Annotated in this window: 14 protein-coding genes, 1 rRNA gene, 1 pseudogene and 1 riboswitch; of the genes and pseudogenes, 13 read left to right on the forward strand and 3 right to left on the reverse strand. The window is 70.4% G+C overall.

Features of this window, described 5'->3' with window-relative positions:
- The 12 genes and pseudogenes from rrf to ABZ956_RS06910 form a co-directional block, all read left to right on the forward strand.
- Positions 1-85 (forward strand): 5S ribosomal RNA (gene rrf / locus ABZ956_RS06855); the annotation flags it as partial.
- A 154-nt stretch (positions 86-239) separates the two neighbouring features.
- On the forward strand, positions 240-830 hold the full coding sequence (locus ABZ956_RS06860) for a CDP-alcohol phosphatidyltransferase family protein (protein WP_361888061.1): 591 nt from the start codon (positions 240-242) through the stop codon (positions 828-830).
- A gap of 74 nt (positions 831-904) precedes the next feature.
- Positions 905-3,400, forward strand: a complete 2,496-nt coding sequence (locus ABZ956_RS06865) for a mannose-1-phosphate guanyltransferase (RefSeq protein ID WP_361888064.1) — start codon at positions 905-907, stop codon at positions 3,398-3,400.
- Positions 3,401-3,527: 127 nt separating this feature from the next.
- Positions 3,528-4,418 carry a DUF881 domain-containing protein gene (locus tag ABZ956_RS06870; RefSeq protein ID WP_361888067.1) on the forward strand — a complete coding sequence of 297 codons (891 nt, stop codon included), beginning with the start codon at positions 3,528-3,530 and terminating at the stop codon, positions 4,416-4,418.
- Positions 4,415-4,747: a small basic family protein gene (locus tag ABZ956_RS06875; protein WP_071964751.1), complete on the forward strand. Its 333-nt coding sequence runs from the start codon at positions 4,415-4,417 to the stop codon at positions 4,745-4,747. The genes ABZ956_RS06870 and ABZ956_RS06875 overlap by 4 nt, the downstream gene beginning before the upstream one ends.
- Positions 4,748-4,752: 5 nt before the next feature.
- A complete protein-coding gene (locus ABZ956_RS06880; RefSeq protein WP_361888071.1) occupies positions 4,753-5,757 on the forward strand; it encodes a DUF881 domain-containing protein in 1,005 nt (334 codons plus the stop codon).
- A 268-nt stretch (positions 5,758-6,025) separates the two neighbouring features.
- Positions 6,026-6,274: pseudogene (locus tag ABZ956_RS06885) on the forward strand (zinc ribbon domain-containing protein); the annotation flags it as partial.
- A gap of 18 nt (positions 6,275-6,292) precedes the next feature.
- Positions 6,293-6,736 (forward strand): FHA domain-containing protein, encoded by a 444-nt coding sequence (locus ABZ956_RS06890; protein WP_361889366.1) that lies wholly within the window; start codon positions 6,293-6,295, stop codon positions 6,734-6,736.
- Positions 6,737-6,780: 44 nt separating this feature from the next.
- Positions 6,781-7,560 (forward strand): MerR family transcriptional regulator, encoded by a 780-nt coding sequence (locus ABZ956_RS06895; protein ID WP_361888074.1) that lies wholly within the window; start codon positions 6,781-6,783, stop codon positions 7,558-7,560.
- A 51-nt stretch (positions 7,561-7,611) separates the two neighbouring features.
- Positions 7,612-8,085, forward strand: a complete 474-nt coding sequence (locus ABZ956_RS06900; RefSeq protein ID WP_004947186.1) for a bifunctional nuclease family protein — start codon at positions 7,612-7,614, stop codon at positions 8,083-8,085.
- Between the two features lie 215 nt (positions 8,086-8,300).
- Positions 8,301-8,951, forward strand: coding sequence for a MerR family transcriptional regulator (locus ABZ956_RS06905; protein ID WP_361888077.1), 651 nt, complete (start codon positions 8,301-8,303; stop codon positions 8,949-8,951).
- A 102-nt stretch (positions 8,952-9,053) separates the two neighbouring features.
- A complete protein-coding gene (locus ABZ956_RS06910) occupies positions 9,054-10,472 on the forward strand; it encodes a DNA polymerase IV (protein ID WP_361888080.1) in 1,419 nt (472 codons plus the stop codon).
- Here the strand turns inward: ABZ956_RS06910 and ABZ956_RS06915 are convergent.
- Entirely contained in the window at positions 10,400-10,765 is a 366-nt protein-coding gene (locus tag ABZ956_RS06915; protein WP_361888082.1) for a PRC-barrel domain-containing protein, read from the reverse strand. The two genes, ABZ956_RS06910 and ABZ956_RS06915, sit on opposite strands and share 73 nt — an antisense overlap.
- 166 nt (positions 10,766-10,931) lie before the next feature.
- Positions 10,932-11,049, forward strand: a riboswitch (glycine riboswitch).
- Positions 11,050-11,235: 186 nt separating this feature from the next.
- Here ABZ956_RS06915 and gcvP point away from each other — a divergent pair.
- Complete coding sequence (gene gcvP / locus ABZ956_RS06920; protein ID WP_361888085.1) at positions 11,236-14,121, forward strand: aminomethyl-transferring glycine dehydrogenase; 2,886 nt, start codon at positions 11,236-11,238, stop codon at positions 14,119-14,121.
- A 123-nt stretch (positions 14,122-14,244) separates the two neighbouring features.
- Here gcvP and ABZ956_RS06925 read toward each other — a convergent pair whose 3' ends face one another.
- Positions 14,245-14,451, reverse strand: coding sequence for a DUF5999 family protein (locus tag ABZ956_RS06925; RefSeq protein ID WP_071964758.1), 207 nt, complete (start codon positions 14,449-14,451; stop codon positions 14,245-14,247).
- 313 nt (positions 14,452-14,764) lie between these two features.
- A complete protein-coding gene (locus ABZ956_RS06930; RefSeq protein WP_361888088.1) occupies positions 14,765-15,352 on the reverse strand; it encodes a hypothetical protein in 588 nt (195 codons plus the stop codon).
- Positions 15,353-15,703 lie beyond the last annotated feature (351 nt).

Below are 15,703 nucleotides of genomic sequence, written 5' to 3' on the forward strand. Positions count from 1 at the left end.
TTACATTCCGAACCCGGAAGCTAAGCCTTTCAGCGCCGATGGTACTGCAGGGGGGACCCTGTGGGAGAGTAGGACGCCGCCGAACAATTATTCAAGAAAGCCCTGGTGGGGACCGAAAGGTCCCTGCCAGGGCTTTCTTGCATTTCCGGCCGGTTCCGCCACCCTCCGCACGGTCACAAGTCGGCGGAGGGTAAGGTCATGGGACATCGTTGGTACATATCCCCACAGGAGGCCCCCGGGTGGAGGTCCAGGAGACGCGCGTTCAGACCGACCGCGTCCTCACCATCCCGAACATCCTCAGCATGGCGCGCCTGGTCGGCGTACCCCTCTTCCTGTGGCTGATTCTCCAGAAGCACGACGGCTGGGCGCTCGTCGTGCTGGCGCTCAGCGGCGTCAGCGACTACCTCGACGGAAAGCTCGCCCGCCGCTGGAATCAGATCAGCAGCCTCGGTCGGCTGCTCGACCCGGCCGCCGACCGGCTCTACATCCTCTCCACGCTCTTCGGTCTGACCTGGCGTGAGATCCTGCCGCTGTGGCTGACCGTGGCCCTTCTCGCCCGCGAGGCGATGCTGCTGGTCATGGTGTGGATTCTGAGGCGGCACGGTTATCCGCCGCCGCAGGTGAACTTCCTCGGCAAGGCCGCGACGTTCAACCTGATGTACGCCTTCCCGTTGCTGCTTCTCAGTGACGGGGACGGCTGGTTGTCCTCACTCGCCGCGATTTTCGGATGGGCGTTCGCCGGATGGGGTACAACCCTCTATTGGTGGGCAGGGATCCTCTACGTGGTCCAGGTCCGCCGACTGGTCAGGGCGGACGCCACGGCCGACTGATCTCGCCGTTGTCCTGAGCCTTACCAGGCGTGAAGTCGGCATGACCGTCGTCTCTCAAGGAGGACGCTTCCGACATGAAGGCCGTCGTGATGGCCGGCGGCGAAGGCACTCGCCTTCGCCCCATGACCTCGAGCATGCCCAAGCCGCTCCTGCCGGTGGCCAACCGGCCGATCATGGAGCATGTGCTGCGTCTGCTCAAACGGCACGGGCTCACCGAGACCGTGGTGACCGTGCAATTCCTCGCCTCCCTCGTGAAGAACTACTTCGGTGACGGCGAGGAACTCGGCATGGAGCTCACCTATGCCAACGAGGAAAAGCCACTCGGTACGGCGGGCAGCGTCAAGAACGCGGAAGAGGCGCTCAAGGACGATGCCTTCCTGGTCATCTCCGGCGATGCCCTCACCGATTTCGACCTGACCGACCTGATCCGTTTCCACAAGGAGAAGGGCGCTCTCGTCACCGTCTGCCTGACCCGGGTCCCCAATCCGCTGGAATTCGGCATCACCATCGTCGATGAGCAGGGCAGGGTCGAGCGCTTCCTCGAGAAGCCCACCTGGGGCCAGGTTTTCTCCGACACCGTCAATACGGGCATCTACGTCATGGAGCCCGAGGTCTTCAACTACGTCAAGGCCGATGAGCCCGTCGACTGGTCGGGCGATGTCTTCCCGCAGCTGATGAAGGAGGGCAAGCCCGTCTTCGGGTATATCGCCGAAGGCTACTGGGAGGACGTCGGCACCCACGAGAGCTACGTCAAGGCCCAGGCCGATGTGCTCGAGGGCAAGGTCGACGTGGACCTCGACGGCTTCGAGATCTCGCCGGGCGTCTGGGTGGCCGAAGGCGCCGAGGTGCACTCCGACGCGGTTCTGCGCGGCCCGCTCTACATCGGTGACTACGCGAAGGTCGAAGCCGGCGCCGAGATCCGCGAACACACGGTCGTCGGCTCGAACGTCGTGGTCAAGAGCGGTGCCTTCCTGCACAGGGCCGTCGTCCACGACAACGTGTACGTCGGGCAGCAGAGCAATCTGCGCGGCTGTGTCATCGGCAAGAACACCGACATCATGCGCGCCGCCCGGATCGAGGACGGGGCCGTCATCGGCGATGAGTGCCTCGTCGGTGAGGAATCGATTATTCAGGGCAACGTCCGGGTCTATCCCTTCAAGACCATCGAGGCGGGCGCGTTCGTCAACACCTCGGTCATCTGGGAGTCCCGCGGCCAGGCCCATCTCTTCGGCGCGCGCGGTGTCTCCGGCATCCTCAACGTGGAGATCACCCCCGAGCTCGCGGTGCGGCTCGCCGGCGCGTACGCCACCACCCTCAAGAAGGGCGCGACCGTCACCACGGCACGTGACCACTCCCGTGGCGCGCGGGCGCTCAAGCGCGCGGTGATCTCCGCCCTCCAGGCCAGCGCCATCGACGTGCGGGACCTGGAGAACGTACCGCTGCCCGTGGCCCGTCAGCAGACCGCGCGGGGCAGCGCCGGCGGCATCATGATCCGTACGTCCCCGGGTGTGCCGGACTCGGTGGACATCATGTTCCTGGACGAGCGCGGGGCCGACCTCTCGCAGGCCGGGCAGCGCAAGCTCGACCGGGTCTACGCCCGCCAGGAGTACCGGCGTGCCTTCCCGGGGGAGATCGGCGATCTGTCCTTCCCCTCCAGCGTTTATGACTCCTACACCGGCTCGCTGCTGAGGTCCGTGGACACCACCGGCGTCGCGGAGGCCGGCCTCAAGGTGGTCGTCGACGCCTCCAACGGCAGCGCGGGGCTTGTTCTGCCCAGCCTCCTCGGCCGGCTCGGCGTGGACGCGCTCACCATCAACCCCGGCCTCGACGAGGCGCGCCCGACCGAGACCCCCGACACCCGCCGCTCCGGCCTCGTGCGGCTGGGCGAGATCGTCGCGTCGGCGCGGGCGGCCTTCGGCGTGCGGTTCGACCCCGTGGGCGAGCGGATCTCGCTCGTGGACGAGCGGGGGCGGATCGTCGAGGACGACCGTGCCCTGCTGGTGCTGCTCGACCTGGTCGCCGCCGAGCGGCGCAGCGGACGGGTGGCGCTGCCGGTGACCACGACCCGTATCGCCGAGCAGGTGGCCGCGTACCACGGCACGCAGGTGGAGTGGACGACCACGTCGCCCGACGACCTCACGAGGGTCGGCCGGGCGGAGTCGACGATCTTCGGCGGGGACGGCCGCGGCGGCTTCATCGTTCCGGAGTCCAGCAGCGTCTTCGACGGTACGGCCGCGTTCGTACGTCTCATCGGGCTGGTGGCGCGTACCCAGCTCACGCTGAGCCAGATAGACGCACGCATCCCCCGGGCGCATGTCCTGCGCCGTGACCTGGCGACGCCGTGGGCCGTCAAGGGCCTGGTCATGCGGCATGTCGTGGAGGCCGCGGGGGACCGGTCGGTCGATACGACCGACGGTGTGCGGGTGGTCGAGGCGGACGGGCGCTGGGTGATGGTGCTGCCCGACCCCGCCGAGGCGGTGACGCACCTGTGGGCGGAGGGTCCTGACGACGCCTCCGCGCAGGCGCTGCTGGACGAGTGGTCCTCGGTCGTGGACGGTGCCGGACGCTGAGCCCGTGGGGCGGAATGTGACCGGTGCGTGAGGGGCGTCGTCTCCCTGTTCCTGGAATGTTCCGGATCTGTCCCGGATCCGGCGCGCCGGTGGGGCCATTGGGAGACGACGCCCCCGACGTGCGACGATGTGCGGCATGTCGCAGCAGCCCCCCGTTCGGAGCACCTCATCGCCGCCGCCGCGCCCCGATGCCTCGATGTCGCTGCTGACCAATGTGATGGATCACAGCCTCGACGACGGCTACGCGGAGGCGGCGGCCCGGCGCGGCGAGGGCGGCAAGGGCCTTCCGAGCACTTTGCGTGCCAAGTTGGGGCTCGCCGCCGCGCTCATGCTGTCGGCCGTGGTGGTGACCCTGGGGGCGGTGCAGGCGCGCATATCGGCACCGACGCTGGCCAAGGAGCGCGAGCAGCTCATCCAGCGGATCGAGGCGGAGACGGCGGCCGCCGACACGCTGCAGAAGAACGTCGACACCCTGCGCGCCGCGGTCGGTACGAAGCAGCGTGACGTGCTGCAGAAACACGGTGGGGACCAGGCCGAGTTGGTGTCCCTGCTCGCGGGCGCCACGCCGGTGCGAGGGCCCGGGGTCAAAGTGGTCGTCGACGATGCCAAACAGGCCAAAACGGGTGGCAATGGGCCCCGGGAGAGCAGTGGCTTCTCCGATACGGGGCGCGTGCGCGACCGTGACATGCAGCGCATCGTCAACGGCCTGTGGCAGTCCGGTGCCGAGGCGATCTCGGTCAACGGGCAGCGGCTGACCGCACTGTCGGCGATCAGGGCCGCGGGTGACGCCATACTGGTCGACAACAAGCCGCTGGTGCCGCCGTACACGGTGCTGGCGATCGGGAACGGTCAGCGGTTGAGCACCGCTTTCCAGGACAGTGCCGACGGCCAGTATCTGCATGTGCTGCAGCAGAACTACGGGATCCGCGCGAGCATTTCCGCCCAGGACGAGGTCCGGCTGCCGGCCGCGCCGAGTCTGATCGTACGTACCGCAAAGCCAGGAAAGGGCAGATCGTGATCGCCGTATTGGGCCTCATCGTGGGAGTCGTGGTCGGACTGGTCGTCCGCCCCGTGGTGCCGACGGCGGTCGAGCCCTACCTCCCCATCGCCGTCGTGGCGGCGCTGGACGCGGTGTTCGGCGGCCTGCGCGCCATGCTGGACGGCATCTTCGACGACAAGGTCTTCGTCGTGTCGTTCCTGTCCAATGTGGTCGTCGCCGCGCTGATCGTCTTCCTGGGCGACAAGCTCGGTGTCGGGGCGCAGTTGTCCACGGGCGTGGTGGTCGTCCTGGGTATCCGTATCTTCTCCAATGCCGCCGCCATCCGGCGGCACATCTTCCGGGCGTGAGACCGATGAGCACTGACGACACCCCGGAGAAGTCCGGAGAGCCGGGTCGCCCCGAGGGGCCGAAGGAGCCGAAGGGCCCGAAGGAGCCGAAGCCGTCGCAGGGCGCACAGCAGCCGGAACCGGAGCCGTCGGGGGAGGAGCCGGAGCCGCGGGCGCGGTCCGGGCCCGACGAGCCGCCGGCCGGAAAGGGCGAGGCCGGCGAGCCGGAGCGGCCGGTTCACCCCGAGCCGGAGCCGCGGTCCGAGGAGGCGGCCGAGCCCGGATCGGAAGCGGCTCCGGCGGCCGCGCCGTTGACGGGACGTCAACGGCTGATGAACGGGCTGTGGCCCCCCAGGTTGACGCGGGCGCAGCTCACCGTGGCGGTGCTGCTGTGCGTGCTCGGCCTCGGGCTGGCCATCCAGGTGCGCTCGACGAGCGACACCAGCGCGCTGCGCGGTGCCCGGCAGGAGGACCTCGTGCGGATCCTCGACGAGCTGGACAACCGGACCAAGCGGCTCGAGGACGAGAAGCGGCGGCTGGACAATCAGCGCTCGGAGCTGGAGAGCAGTTCCAACCAGGCCGCGGAGGCCCGTAAGCAGACGGCGCAGAAGGAGGAGCAGCTCGGGGTGCTCGCCGGTACGGTGGCGGCACAGGGGCCGGGCATCGAGCTCACGGTGAGCGACGCCAAGGGTGCGGTCGAGGCGGACAAGCTGCTCGACACCATCCAGGAGCTGCGGGCGGCGGGGGCGGAGGCGATCCAGATCAACGATGTGCGGGTCGTCGCCGACACGTATTTTTCCGGCTCTGCCGGAAAGGTGGAGATCGATGGCAAGAAGGTCTCCCAGCCCTATAAGTTCAAGGTCATCGGCAAGCCCCAGGACCTGGAGCCCGCGCTGAACATCCCCGGTGGTGTGGTGCAGACTCTGGAGAAGGAGCAGGCCGTCGTCTCCGTCTCCCGGTCTGAGAAGATCATTGTGGATGCCTTGCGCCCGGCGAAGCGGCCTGACTACGCTCGGTCGTCATCGCAGTGAGACCGGCGCGCGGTCGGGGCCCGTGGGGAGGGCGGGCGGTTGCGGGGGGTCGCCGCACCAAGTTCGTGGTGCGTGATGGAAACTGTCTGTTGACTGCGGACGTTGTAAGGATGTCCAGGTCGGACGGTGTGTGCAGCAAGGGTTTGTCCTGCCCCACGGGCGGGTCTGTTTCGGTCAAGGGGAATCGCCCGTGAAGTTGTTTGCGAAGTTGTTCGGCAAGAGCGCACGCCAGGAGGGCGGCACCGCCCGGCACCGGGCGTCGCGTCCGGTGGACGGCGGCGAGGGGGGCCAGGAAGGCCGTCCGCTGTTCCGCGACCAGAGGGACGTCACGGGGACGCCGGGAGGCGACATTCCGGGCAGTCAGGGCGCGTCCTCTGTTGACCCTGCCCAGGCGGGGCGCATAGGTTTCGAGGCACCAGCAACCTCAAGTGCGGGTGGAGGGTTTGCCTTGCCGGTATGTACGAGGTGTGGCCACCGGAACGCCGAGGCCAGTCGGTTCTGTTCCAACTGCGGTGCGCCGCTGCGGCCGGGAGCCGTGGCCGAGCGCGCGTCGGAGACGACGTCGACCATTTCCATCTCCGGTCTCGAGGCGTACGACTCGGAGACGACCGGCCAGACGCAGATCCCCGCCCTGTCGCCGGAGGCGCAGGCGGCGGTCGACGCCCTGCCGCTCGGCTCGGCCCTGCTGGTGGTCCGCCGCGGCCCCAACTCCGGCAGCCGCTTCCTGCTGGATGCCGATGTGACCACCGCGGGCCGGCACCCGCAGAGCGACATCTTCCTCGACGACGTCACGGTCTCGCGCCGGCACGTGGAGTTCCGCCGGGAGCAGGACGGCGGCTTCACCGTCACCGACGTCGGCAGCCTCAACGGCACGTACGTCAACCGCGAGCCCATCGACTCGGTCGCCCTGTCCAACGGCGACGAGGTCCAGATCGGCAAGTACCGGCTGGTCTTCTTCGGCAGCCAGCGGGGCATCTGACCCTCCCCCGGACTCCGTCCGGGAGGTACCCCCAGGGAAGGTCCATGCTTCGAACACCGTCGGGCGGTACCGGACCTTCCGGTGCCGCCGGTGCGGAAGGCCGGCTGGTGAGCATCGGAACGGTGCTCAACCTGCTGCGCGAGGAGTTCCCCGAGGTCACCATCTCCAAGATCCGTTTTCTGGAGGCGGAGGGCCTGGTGGAGCCGCAGCGCACGCCGTCCGGCTACCGCAAGTTCAGCACGGAGGACGTGGAGCGGCTCGGCCACGTGCTGCGGATGCAGCGCGATCACTACCTGCCGCTCAAGGTCATCCGGGAGCAGCTGGACGCCATGGCCCGGGGTGAGCGGGTCCAGCTGCCCGCTCCGGCACAGCCCCGTGACGCGCTGGACCTCCTGGACGCCGCTGAGGGCCCGGAGGGCGCCGACGGAGGCGCGGGTGCCCCGGAGGGCCGCACGGCCGCCCGCATCGGCAGGGCGGAGCTGCTGGCCACCGCGGGCGTGAGTGAGGACGAGCTCGCGGAGTGGGAGTCCTACGGGCTGCTCTGTGCCCACCCGGACGGCGGATTCGATGTCGATTCCGTGACGATCGCAAGGCTGGTCGCGGATCTGGGCGGTTTCGGCCTGGAGCCGCGCCACCTGCGGGCCGTCAAGGCCGCCGCCGACCGCGAGGCCGGGCTTATCGAACAGGTGATCGCACCTCTCCGGAGGCACCGCAACCCGCAGACCAGGGCACATGCCGAGGCCACCGCCAAGGAGCTGGCCGCCTTGTCCGTGCGGCTGCACGCCGCCCTGGTGCGGACCGCGCTGCACCCGCGCGGACAGTGACCGACAGTGCCCGACTACCCAAACCTGCCGGGCACGTCCTAGGGTTGCTGTGTGAACGAGCTCGATGTCGTGGGTGTCCGGGTGGAAATGCCCTCCAACCAGCCGATCGTGCTCCTGCGTGAAGTGGGAGGCGACCGTTACCTCCCGATCTGGATCGGACCCGGGGAGGCGACGGCCATCGCCTTCGCCCAGCAGGGCATGGCGCCGGCCCGCCCGCTGACCCACGACCTGTTCAAGGACGTGCTGGAGGCGGTCGGGCAGCAGCTCGCGGAGGTCCGCATCACGGATCTGCGCGAGGGCGTGTTCTACGCGGAGCTCGTCTTCGCCAGCGGGGTGGAGGTCAGCGCGAGGCCGTCCGACGCCATAGCGCTGGCACTGCGCACCGGCACGCCGATCTACGGCAGTGACGGGGTGCTGGACGACGCGGGCATCGCCATCCCGGACGAGCAGGAGGACGAGGTGGAGAAGTTCCGCGAGTTCCTCGACCAGATCTCGCCGGAGGACTTCGGCACCAACAGCCAGTGAGGCGCGCCGCGACGGGCGTGCCCCGGCGGCCGGGGCGGTGCGGGACGGCCGCGTCGGGGCTGCCGCACGGCGCATTCGAGTAGCCTTTCCCGCTACCTGGACACGTAAAACCACTCTCAGGGTGATTATCACTCGGCGTGCCGAGTGTGGCGATCGTTGACGCACCCCGAGCGACTGCCTACCGTCGAGAAGGCAGGTCAAGGACGGAGGTCGGCGTGAGAAGCACGGGCGACGGTACGGCGGTTGGCGGTCCGTATCCGCTGCATGGGGGAACGGTCGAACCAGTGCCCCGCTATTCCGCTACGGCGGCGGTCACCACTCCGCGGGGGAGTGATTCCGGTGGTTCCGACGGCTCTGCCGGCTCCAGGAGCTCGGAGGACATCGGATACCGGGGGCCGACGGCATGCGCGGCGGCGGGGATCACCTACCGGCAGCTGGACTACTGGGCACGCACCGGGCTCGTGGAGCCCAGCGTGCGGCCCGCATACGGCTCGGGCAGTCAGCGGCTCTACAGCTTCCGGGACGTCGTCGTCCTGAAGATCGTGAAGCGGCTGCTGGACACCGGGGTCTCCCTGCAGAACATCCGCACCGCGGTGCAGCACCTGCGCACGCGCGGCATGGCGGATCTGGCGCAGATGACGCTGATGAGCGACGGCGCCACGGTGTACGAGTGCACCTCGCCCGACGAGGTCGTCGACCTGCTCCAGGGCGGTCAGGGGGTCTTCGGGATCGCGGTGGGCGTCGTCTGGCGTGATGTGGAGAGCGCGCTGGCGCAGCTGCACGGCGAGCGGGTGGACACCGGGGAGACGCTGGTGGGCCACAATCCGGCCGACGAGCTGGCGCGGCGCCGCAACCGGGCCGGCTGAGCCCGGCCGGACCGCAGGACCGAAGCGCCCCCCGCGTCGCCGCGAGGGGCGCTTCGTCGCAGGTGGGCGCCATTGTCAGTGGCATGCGGCAGCATCTGACATGTGAGGGGTGCGCCGACGATTCTCCATCTGGACATGGACGCTTTCTACGCTTCGGTGGAGCAGGCGGCCAAGCCCAGCCTGCGCGGAAAGCCCGTGGTCGTCGGGGGGATCGGGTCGCGCGGCGTGGTGGCCACCGCCTCGTACGAGGCGCGGGTCTTCGGCGTCCACTCCGCCATGGCCACGGCCCAGGCCCGCAGGCTCTGCCCGCACGCCGCCTACCTCACCCCGCGCTTCCGGCTGTACCAGCAGGTCAGCCAGGTGGTCATGCGGCTGCTCGGCGAGCTGTCGCCGCTGGTGGAGCCGCTGAGCCTGGACGAGGCGTTCGTCGACCTCGAGGCGGGCGGCGTGGAGCCCACCTCGGCGGCGGTCCGGGCCGTGGGGGAGCGGTTGCGGCGGGACATCGCGGCGGCCACCGGGCTCACCGGTTCCGTCGGGCTCGCCGGCTCCAAGATGCTCGCCAAGATCGCCTCGGAGGAGGCCAAGCCCGACGGCCTGGTCGTCATCGAGCCCGGCACGGAGCTGGAGATACTCGGCCCCATGTCGGTCCGTGCCATCCCCGGAGTGGGGCCCGCCACCGCTGAAACGTTGCGCCGGGCCGGGATCACCACCGTGGCCGAGACGGCCGAGGCGGGCGAGGACGAGCTGGTGCGCCTGCTCGGCAAGGCCCATGGCGCCGGCCTGCACGCGCTCGCCACCGGCCACGACGACCGGCCCGTCGTCGCCGAGCGGGACGCCAAGTCCGTCTCGGCGGAGGACACCTTCGCCGAGGACCTCACCGACCGCACCCGGGTCCAGCTGGAGCTCGCCCGCCTCGCCGACCGGTGCGTGCGGCGGCTGCGCGAGGCCGGCCGCTCAGGGCGCACGGTGGTCATCAAGGTGCGCAGCTACGACTTCTCGACGCTGACCCGCTCGGAGACGTTGCGCGGCCCCACCGACGACCCGGCGGTGGTGCGGGAGGCGGCGGCCCGGCTGCTCGACGGCGTCGACACCACCATGGGCGTGCGGCTCCTGGGCGTCGGGGTCTCCGGGCTCGCCGACTACACCCAGGAGGACCTCTTCGCGCAGGCCGCCAGCGAGGCGGAGCAGGCCGCCGGGGCCGCCGCCCAGGACAGCGCCGAGCCCCAGGAGGCCCCGGCCGCCCCGGAGCCGCCCCGCCAGTGGCTGCCGGGGCTGGACGTGCGGCACGCGGAGTACGGGAACGGCTGGGTGCAGGGCAGCGGGGTGGGGCGGGTCACCGTCCGCTTCGAGGAGCCCTGGTCCGCACCCGGGCGGGTCCGCACGTTCCGCGTCGACGACCCCGCGCTCGAACCGGCCGACCCGCTGCCGCTCGTCCGGGAGCCGGGGGCTCAGGTGCCCGGGGTGCCTGAGGGGCCTGCGGGGCCGGAGGCGTCGGAGCCGCCGGGCAGTTCGAGCCCGTAGTGGTGGTAGAGCTGCAGCTCCTGCTCCGGCGAGAGGTGCCGGCCCACCCCGAAGCCCGGTGCCTCCCTGATCAGGGCCCGGTCGTAGGGGATGCGCAGGACGTCGCCCTCGACGCGACTCGGCTCCAGCGGTACGAACGCGTCCCGGCCGAACAGCCCGGTGCGTACGGCGGCCCACTCCGGTTCCCCGGTCGCGTCGTCGAGGTAGACCTCGTCCACCGTGCCGATCTTCGCACCGTCGCGGTCGAAGGCCTTCCGGCCGATCAGGCTCCGGGGATCGATGTCGGTCTGCACGGTTCCTCCCTTGATCGCGTCTGCGGGGGCCGGCCGTCCGCGTGCCCTCGGACGCCCCGCGGAGCCCGTCAGCACCCTGTGGAAACCACGAAAAGCCACAAAGCGGGAACCGGCCACTCGGGAGATCCGCCCGGAAAGCCGCGCTGGTAGGCTGGCGATTGGCCGCAGACCCCGTGCGGGAGAGTCCTCCTTCGAAACCCAGCCGAGATGTTGGGAGCCGACGGAGGCGCCGAAGGAGCAAATCCTCCCCGGAATCTCTCAGGCACACGTACCGCACAGGCGAGGTCACTCTGGAAAGCAGGGCGGGCCCCGGTCAGGCACGACGCCGAGCCCTTCCTCACCGACGGTGAAAGCCGGGCCGCAGCATGGCCCGGTGAAGCTCTCAGGTTGAGATGACAGAGGGGGAGGCCGTCCGGGTACCCGCGCCGTGGTACCCCTCGCAGGTCGTGACGACCAGGAGGCCTCCGCAGATGACAGCCCACCGCAGCTCCCTTTCCGACCTGGAACGCGGCACTCCGTTCGAGGCCCGCCACATCGGCCCCGACGCCGGCGCCCAGGCGAAGATGCTCGCCCAGGTCGGCTTCGGCTCGCTCGACGAACTCACCGCGGCCGCCGTGCCCGAGGTGATCAAGAGCGCCGAGGCGCTCCGGCTGCCCGCCGCCCGCAGCGAGGCCGAGGTCCTCGCCGAGCTGCGCACCCTCGCGGACCGCAACGAGGTCCTCGCCCCCATGATCGGCCTCGGCTACCACGGCACCTTCACGCCGCCGGTGATCCTGCGCAACGTCATGGAGAACCCTGCCTGGTACACGGCCTACACGCCCTACCAGCCCGAGATCTCCCAGGGCCGGCTCGAGGCGCTCCTCAACTTCCAGACCGTCGTCGCCGACCTGACCGGCCTGCCCACCTCCGGCGCCTCCCTCCTCGACGAGGGCACCGCCGCCGCCGAGGCGATGTCGCTCTCCCGCCGCGTCGGCAAGGTCAAGAACGGCGTCTTCCTGGTCGACGCCGACACCCTCCCGCAGACGATCGCGGTCATACAGACGCGCGCCGAGCCCACCGGCGTCGAGGTCGTCGTCGCCGACCTCTCAGCCGGCATCCCCGCCGACATCGCCGAGCGCGGCGTCTTCGGCGTCCTGCTCCAGTACCCCGGTGCCTCCGGCGCCGTGCGCGACCTGCGCCCGGTCATCGAGCAGGCCCACGGCCTCGGCGCCGTCGTCACCGTCGCCGCCGACCTGCTGGCCCTGACGCTGCTCACCCCGCCCGGCGAGCTCGGCGCCGACATCGCGGTCGGCACCAGCCAGCGCTTCGGCGTCCCCATGGGCTTCGGCGGACCGCACGCCGGCTTCATGGCCGTACGCGAACAGTTCGCCCGCAGCCTCCCCGGCCGCCTCGTCGGCGTCTCCGTCGACGCGGACGGCGACAAGGCCTACCGGCTCGCCCTGCAGACCCGCGAGCAGCACATCCGCCGCGAGAAGGCCACGAGCAACATCTGCACCGCCCAGGTGCTGCTCGCCGTCATGGCCGGCATGTACGCCGTCTACCACGGCCCCGAGGGCCTCGCCGCCATCGCGCGCCGCACCCACCGTTACGCCGGCGTGCTCGCCGAGGGCCTGCGCGCCGGCGGGGTCGAGGTCGTGCACGGCTCCTTCTTCGACACCCTCACCGCGCGCGTCCCCGGCCGGGCCGCCGAGGTCGTCGAGGCCGCCCGCGAGCGCGGCGTCAACCTGCGCCTGACCGACGCCGACCACGTCGGCATCGCCTGCGACGAGACCACCACCCGCGACCGGCTGGCGTCGGTGTGGGCCGCGTTCGGCGTGCGGGCGGACGTCGAGGCGCTCGACGCCACCACGGCCGAGGCACTCCCCGAGAACCTGCTGCGCACCGGCGACTACCTCACCCACCCGGTCTTCCACCAGCACCGCTCCGAGACCGCGATGCTGCGCTACCTGCGCCGCCTCGCCGACCGGGATTACGCCCTGGACCGCGGCATGATCCCGCTCGGCTCCTGCACCATGAAGCTCAACGCCACCACCGAGATGGAGCCGGTCACCTGGCCCGAGTTCGGCGCGCTGCACCCCTTCGCGCCGGTCGAGCAGGCCGGGGGCTACCTCACGCTCATCACCGAGCTGGAGGAGCGGCTCGCCGAGGTCACCGGCTACGACAAGGTCTCCCTCCAGCCCAACGCCGGCTCGCAGGGCGAGCTCGCGGGCCTGCTGGCCGTCCGGGCCTACCACCGCGCCAACGGCGACGAGCAGCGCACCGTCTGCCTCATCCCGTCCTCCGCCCACGGCACCAACGCCGCGAGCGCCGTGATGGCCGGCATGAAGGTCGTCGTCGTCAAGACCGCCGACGACGGCGAGGTCGACGCCGAGGACCTGCGCGCCAAGATCGACAAGCACCGCGACGAGCTCGCCGTGCTGATGATCACCTACCCGTCCACGCACGGCGTCTTCGAGGAGCATGTCGCCGACATCTGCGCGGCGGTGCACGAGGCGGGTGGCCAGGTCTACGTCGACGGCGCGAACCTCAACGCGCTGGTGGGCGTGGCCAAGCCGGGCGAGTTCGGCGGCGACGTCTCGCACCTGAACCTGCACAAGACCTTCTGCATCCCGCACGGCGGCGGCGGTCCGGGCGTCGGCCCGGTGGCCGTCCGCGCCCACCTCGCCCCGTACCTGCCCAACCACCCGCTGCAGCCCACCGCGGGCCCGGAGACGGGTGTCGGCCCGATCTCGGCCGCCCCCTGGGGCTCCGCCGGCATCCTGCCGATCTCCTGGGCGTACGTCCGGCTGATGGGCGGCGAGGGCCTCAAGCGCGCCACCCAGGTCGCGGTGCTCGGCGCCAACTACATCGCCAAGCGCCTGGAGCCGCACTACCCGGTGCTCTACACCGGTCCCAACGGGCTGGTCGCGCACGAGTGCATCGTGGACCTGCGGCCGCTGACCAAGGCGACCGGAGTGAGCGTCGACGACGTCGCCAAGCGGCTCATCGACTACGGTTTCCACGCGCCGACGATGTCCTTCCCGGTGGCCGGAACGCTGATGATCGAGCCGACGGAGAGCGAGGACCTCACCGAGCTGGATCGTTTCTGTGAGGCGATGATCGCCATCCGCGCCGAGATCGAGAAGGTCGGCTCGGGGGAGTGGGACAAGGACGACAACCCGCTGCGGAACGCCCCGCACACCGCCGCCTCGGTGGCCGGGGCCTGGGAGCACCCGTACAGCCGCGAGGACGCCGTCTTCCCGGCCGGGGTGACGCCCGCCGACAAGTACTGGCCGCCGGTGCGCCGCGTGGACGGTGCGTACGGCGACCGCAACCTGGTCTGCTCCTGCCCGCCCATGGACGAATACGACGGCTGACCCGGCGGGCCCGCACACGGGTCGGGGCCGGTTCGGCGTTCGCGCCGGGCCGGCCCCTTCATGTTTTTCTGTGTGTCACGTTTTTCCGTGTGTCATATGAGGTGGTGCAGGGTAGATGCCGCGCTAGGCGGCCGTCACCACATGGTCGGTGCCGAGCGACCGGTGCGGCGCGATGATCTGCCCGTCCGGCAGCAGCTCACCGGTGTCCTCGAAGCAGAGGACGCCATTGCACAGCAGACTCCATCCCTGCTCCGGGTAGGCGGCCACGAGATGGGCGGCCTCCCGGTCGGCGGAGTCGGCTGACGGGCACGTGGGCTGGTGCTGGCACATGGAAGGGATCTTTCGCTCTGATGTGGTGGCTGTCCTGCGGCTCGATGCGGTGGTCATGCCGCCCCCCGTAATCAATCGTCGGTCGGTCCCAGTGTTGCCCTACGGGCCTGATTCCGCAGGGATTTCACAGTGACGCTCCTCACAGGGTGATGACGCATCACCCATGCGGGCGGTTGCCTCCAACTCGACAGTCCCTTTGGGTGGTTCGGGCTGACCCCGGTGGGCTAGCCCGTGGGGGTGAGGGTGGGGACAGCGGTGCGCCCCGCGACTTCCCGGTCCCGGGAGGCGCGGGGCGCGTGCGCGTACGGCCCGCTCAGGCGGTCGCCTTGAGCGCGGGTCCGGGGGTCAGCCGGAGGGTGAGCATGGGCAGCAGATCGGCCACCCGGTGGGGGCGGTGGGCGGCGATGCCGGGCGGCGCCGGGGCGAGCGGCACCAGAAGGTCCCCCGGGGCGAACAGCTCTGACGAGGCGTCGGCCGCGATGTCGGCGTGCAGCCAGAGCGTGAGCATGTACAACTCCGGCACGGACAGCAGCCGCGGCTGGTACGGCGTGGGCAACGCCTCCGCCTGGCGCAGCGCGCGCTCGGTGGACGCCAGGTAGGGACCTTCGAAGAAGTGGGAGAAGGCCCAGCCGTCGGGCGTGAGCATCGCCTCGCCCGCGGCCACCGCGCGGTCGCCGCCCCGGATGAGGAAGCGCCAGCCGGTGAGCCGGGTGCGGGGCGCCGCGCCGCGCGGGGTGACGCGTTCCAGGACATGGACGGGCAGCGGGAGTTCGGGGGTCAGCGGCGTCCGGGCGGACGTCAGCGACGGGGTGCGGGCCTCACGGACGGCGGTGGGGGAACCGAGGGCCGTGCGGACGCTGCGCAGGGCAGGCGCGGGGGCAGGGGGGACATGCAGCGGCATGGTGTGGGTCGCCTCTCGCTTCGGAGACACGGTGGAGCTGGGCAGGTGCGGACGACGCTGTCGGCGTGCGGGGTCAGAGGGGGCCGGGACCGACTCCAGGGCGCCTACTCTCTGCCTCATTCCGGAGTTTATACGACACATGTTCACATGATGTTTCGTCTAGCTGTCGCCCGTATTTCCGGCAAGGGCAAATCGGGACCCGTTCCAGGGGGGATTTCGGTGTTTTTGTGACCGGCTGGCGCTCATGACCTCGGCCTTTTCTCCGTATACGGTAGGCCGGATCCGATCGGTGTTTATCACCAGCGCATTGTGCTGCGCTCCGGCGACCCCTTTATGCCGACGGAATGTGCC

It is taken from the genome of Streptomyces sp. NPDC046261 (assembly GCF_040646235.1).
Classification (GTDB): Bacteria; Actinomycetota; Actinomycetes; order Streptomycetales; family Streptomycetaceae; genus Streptomyces.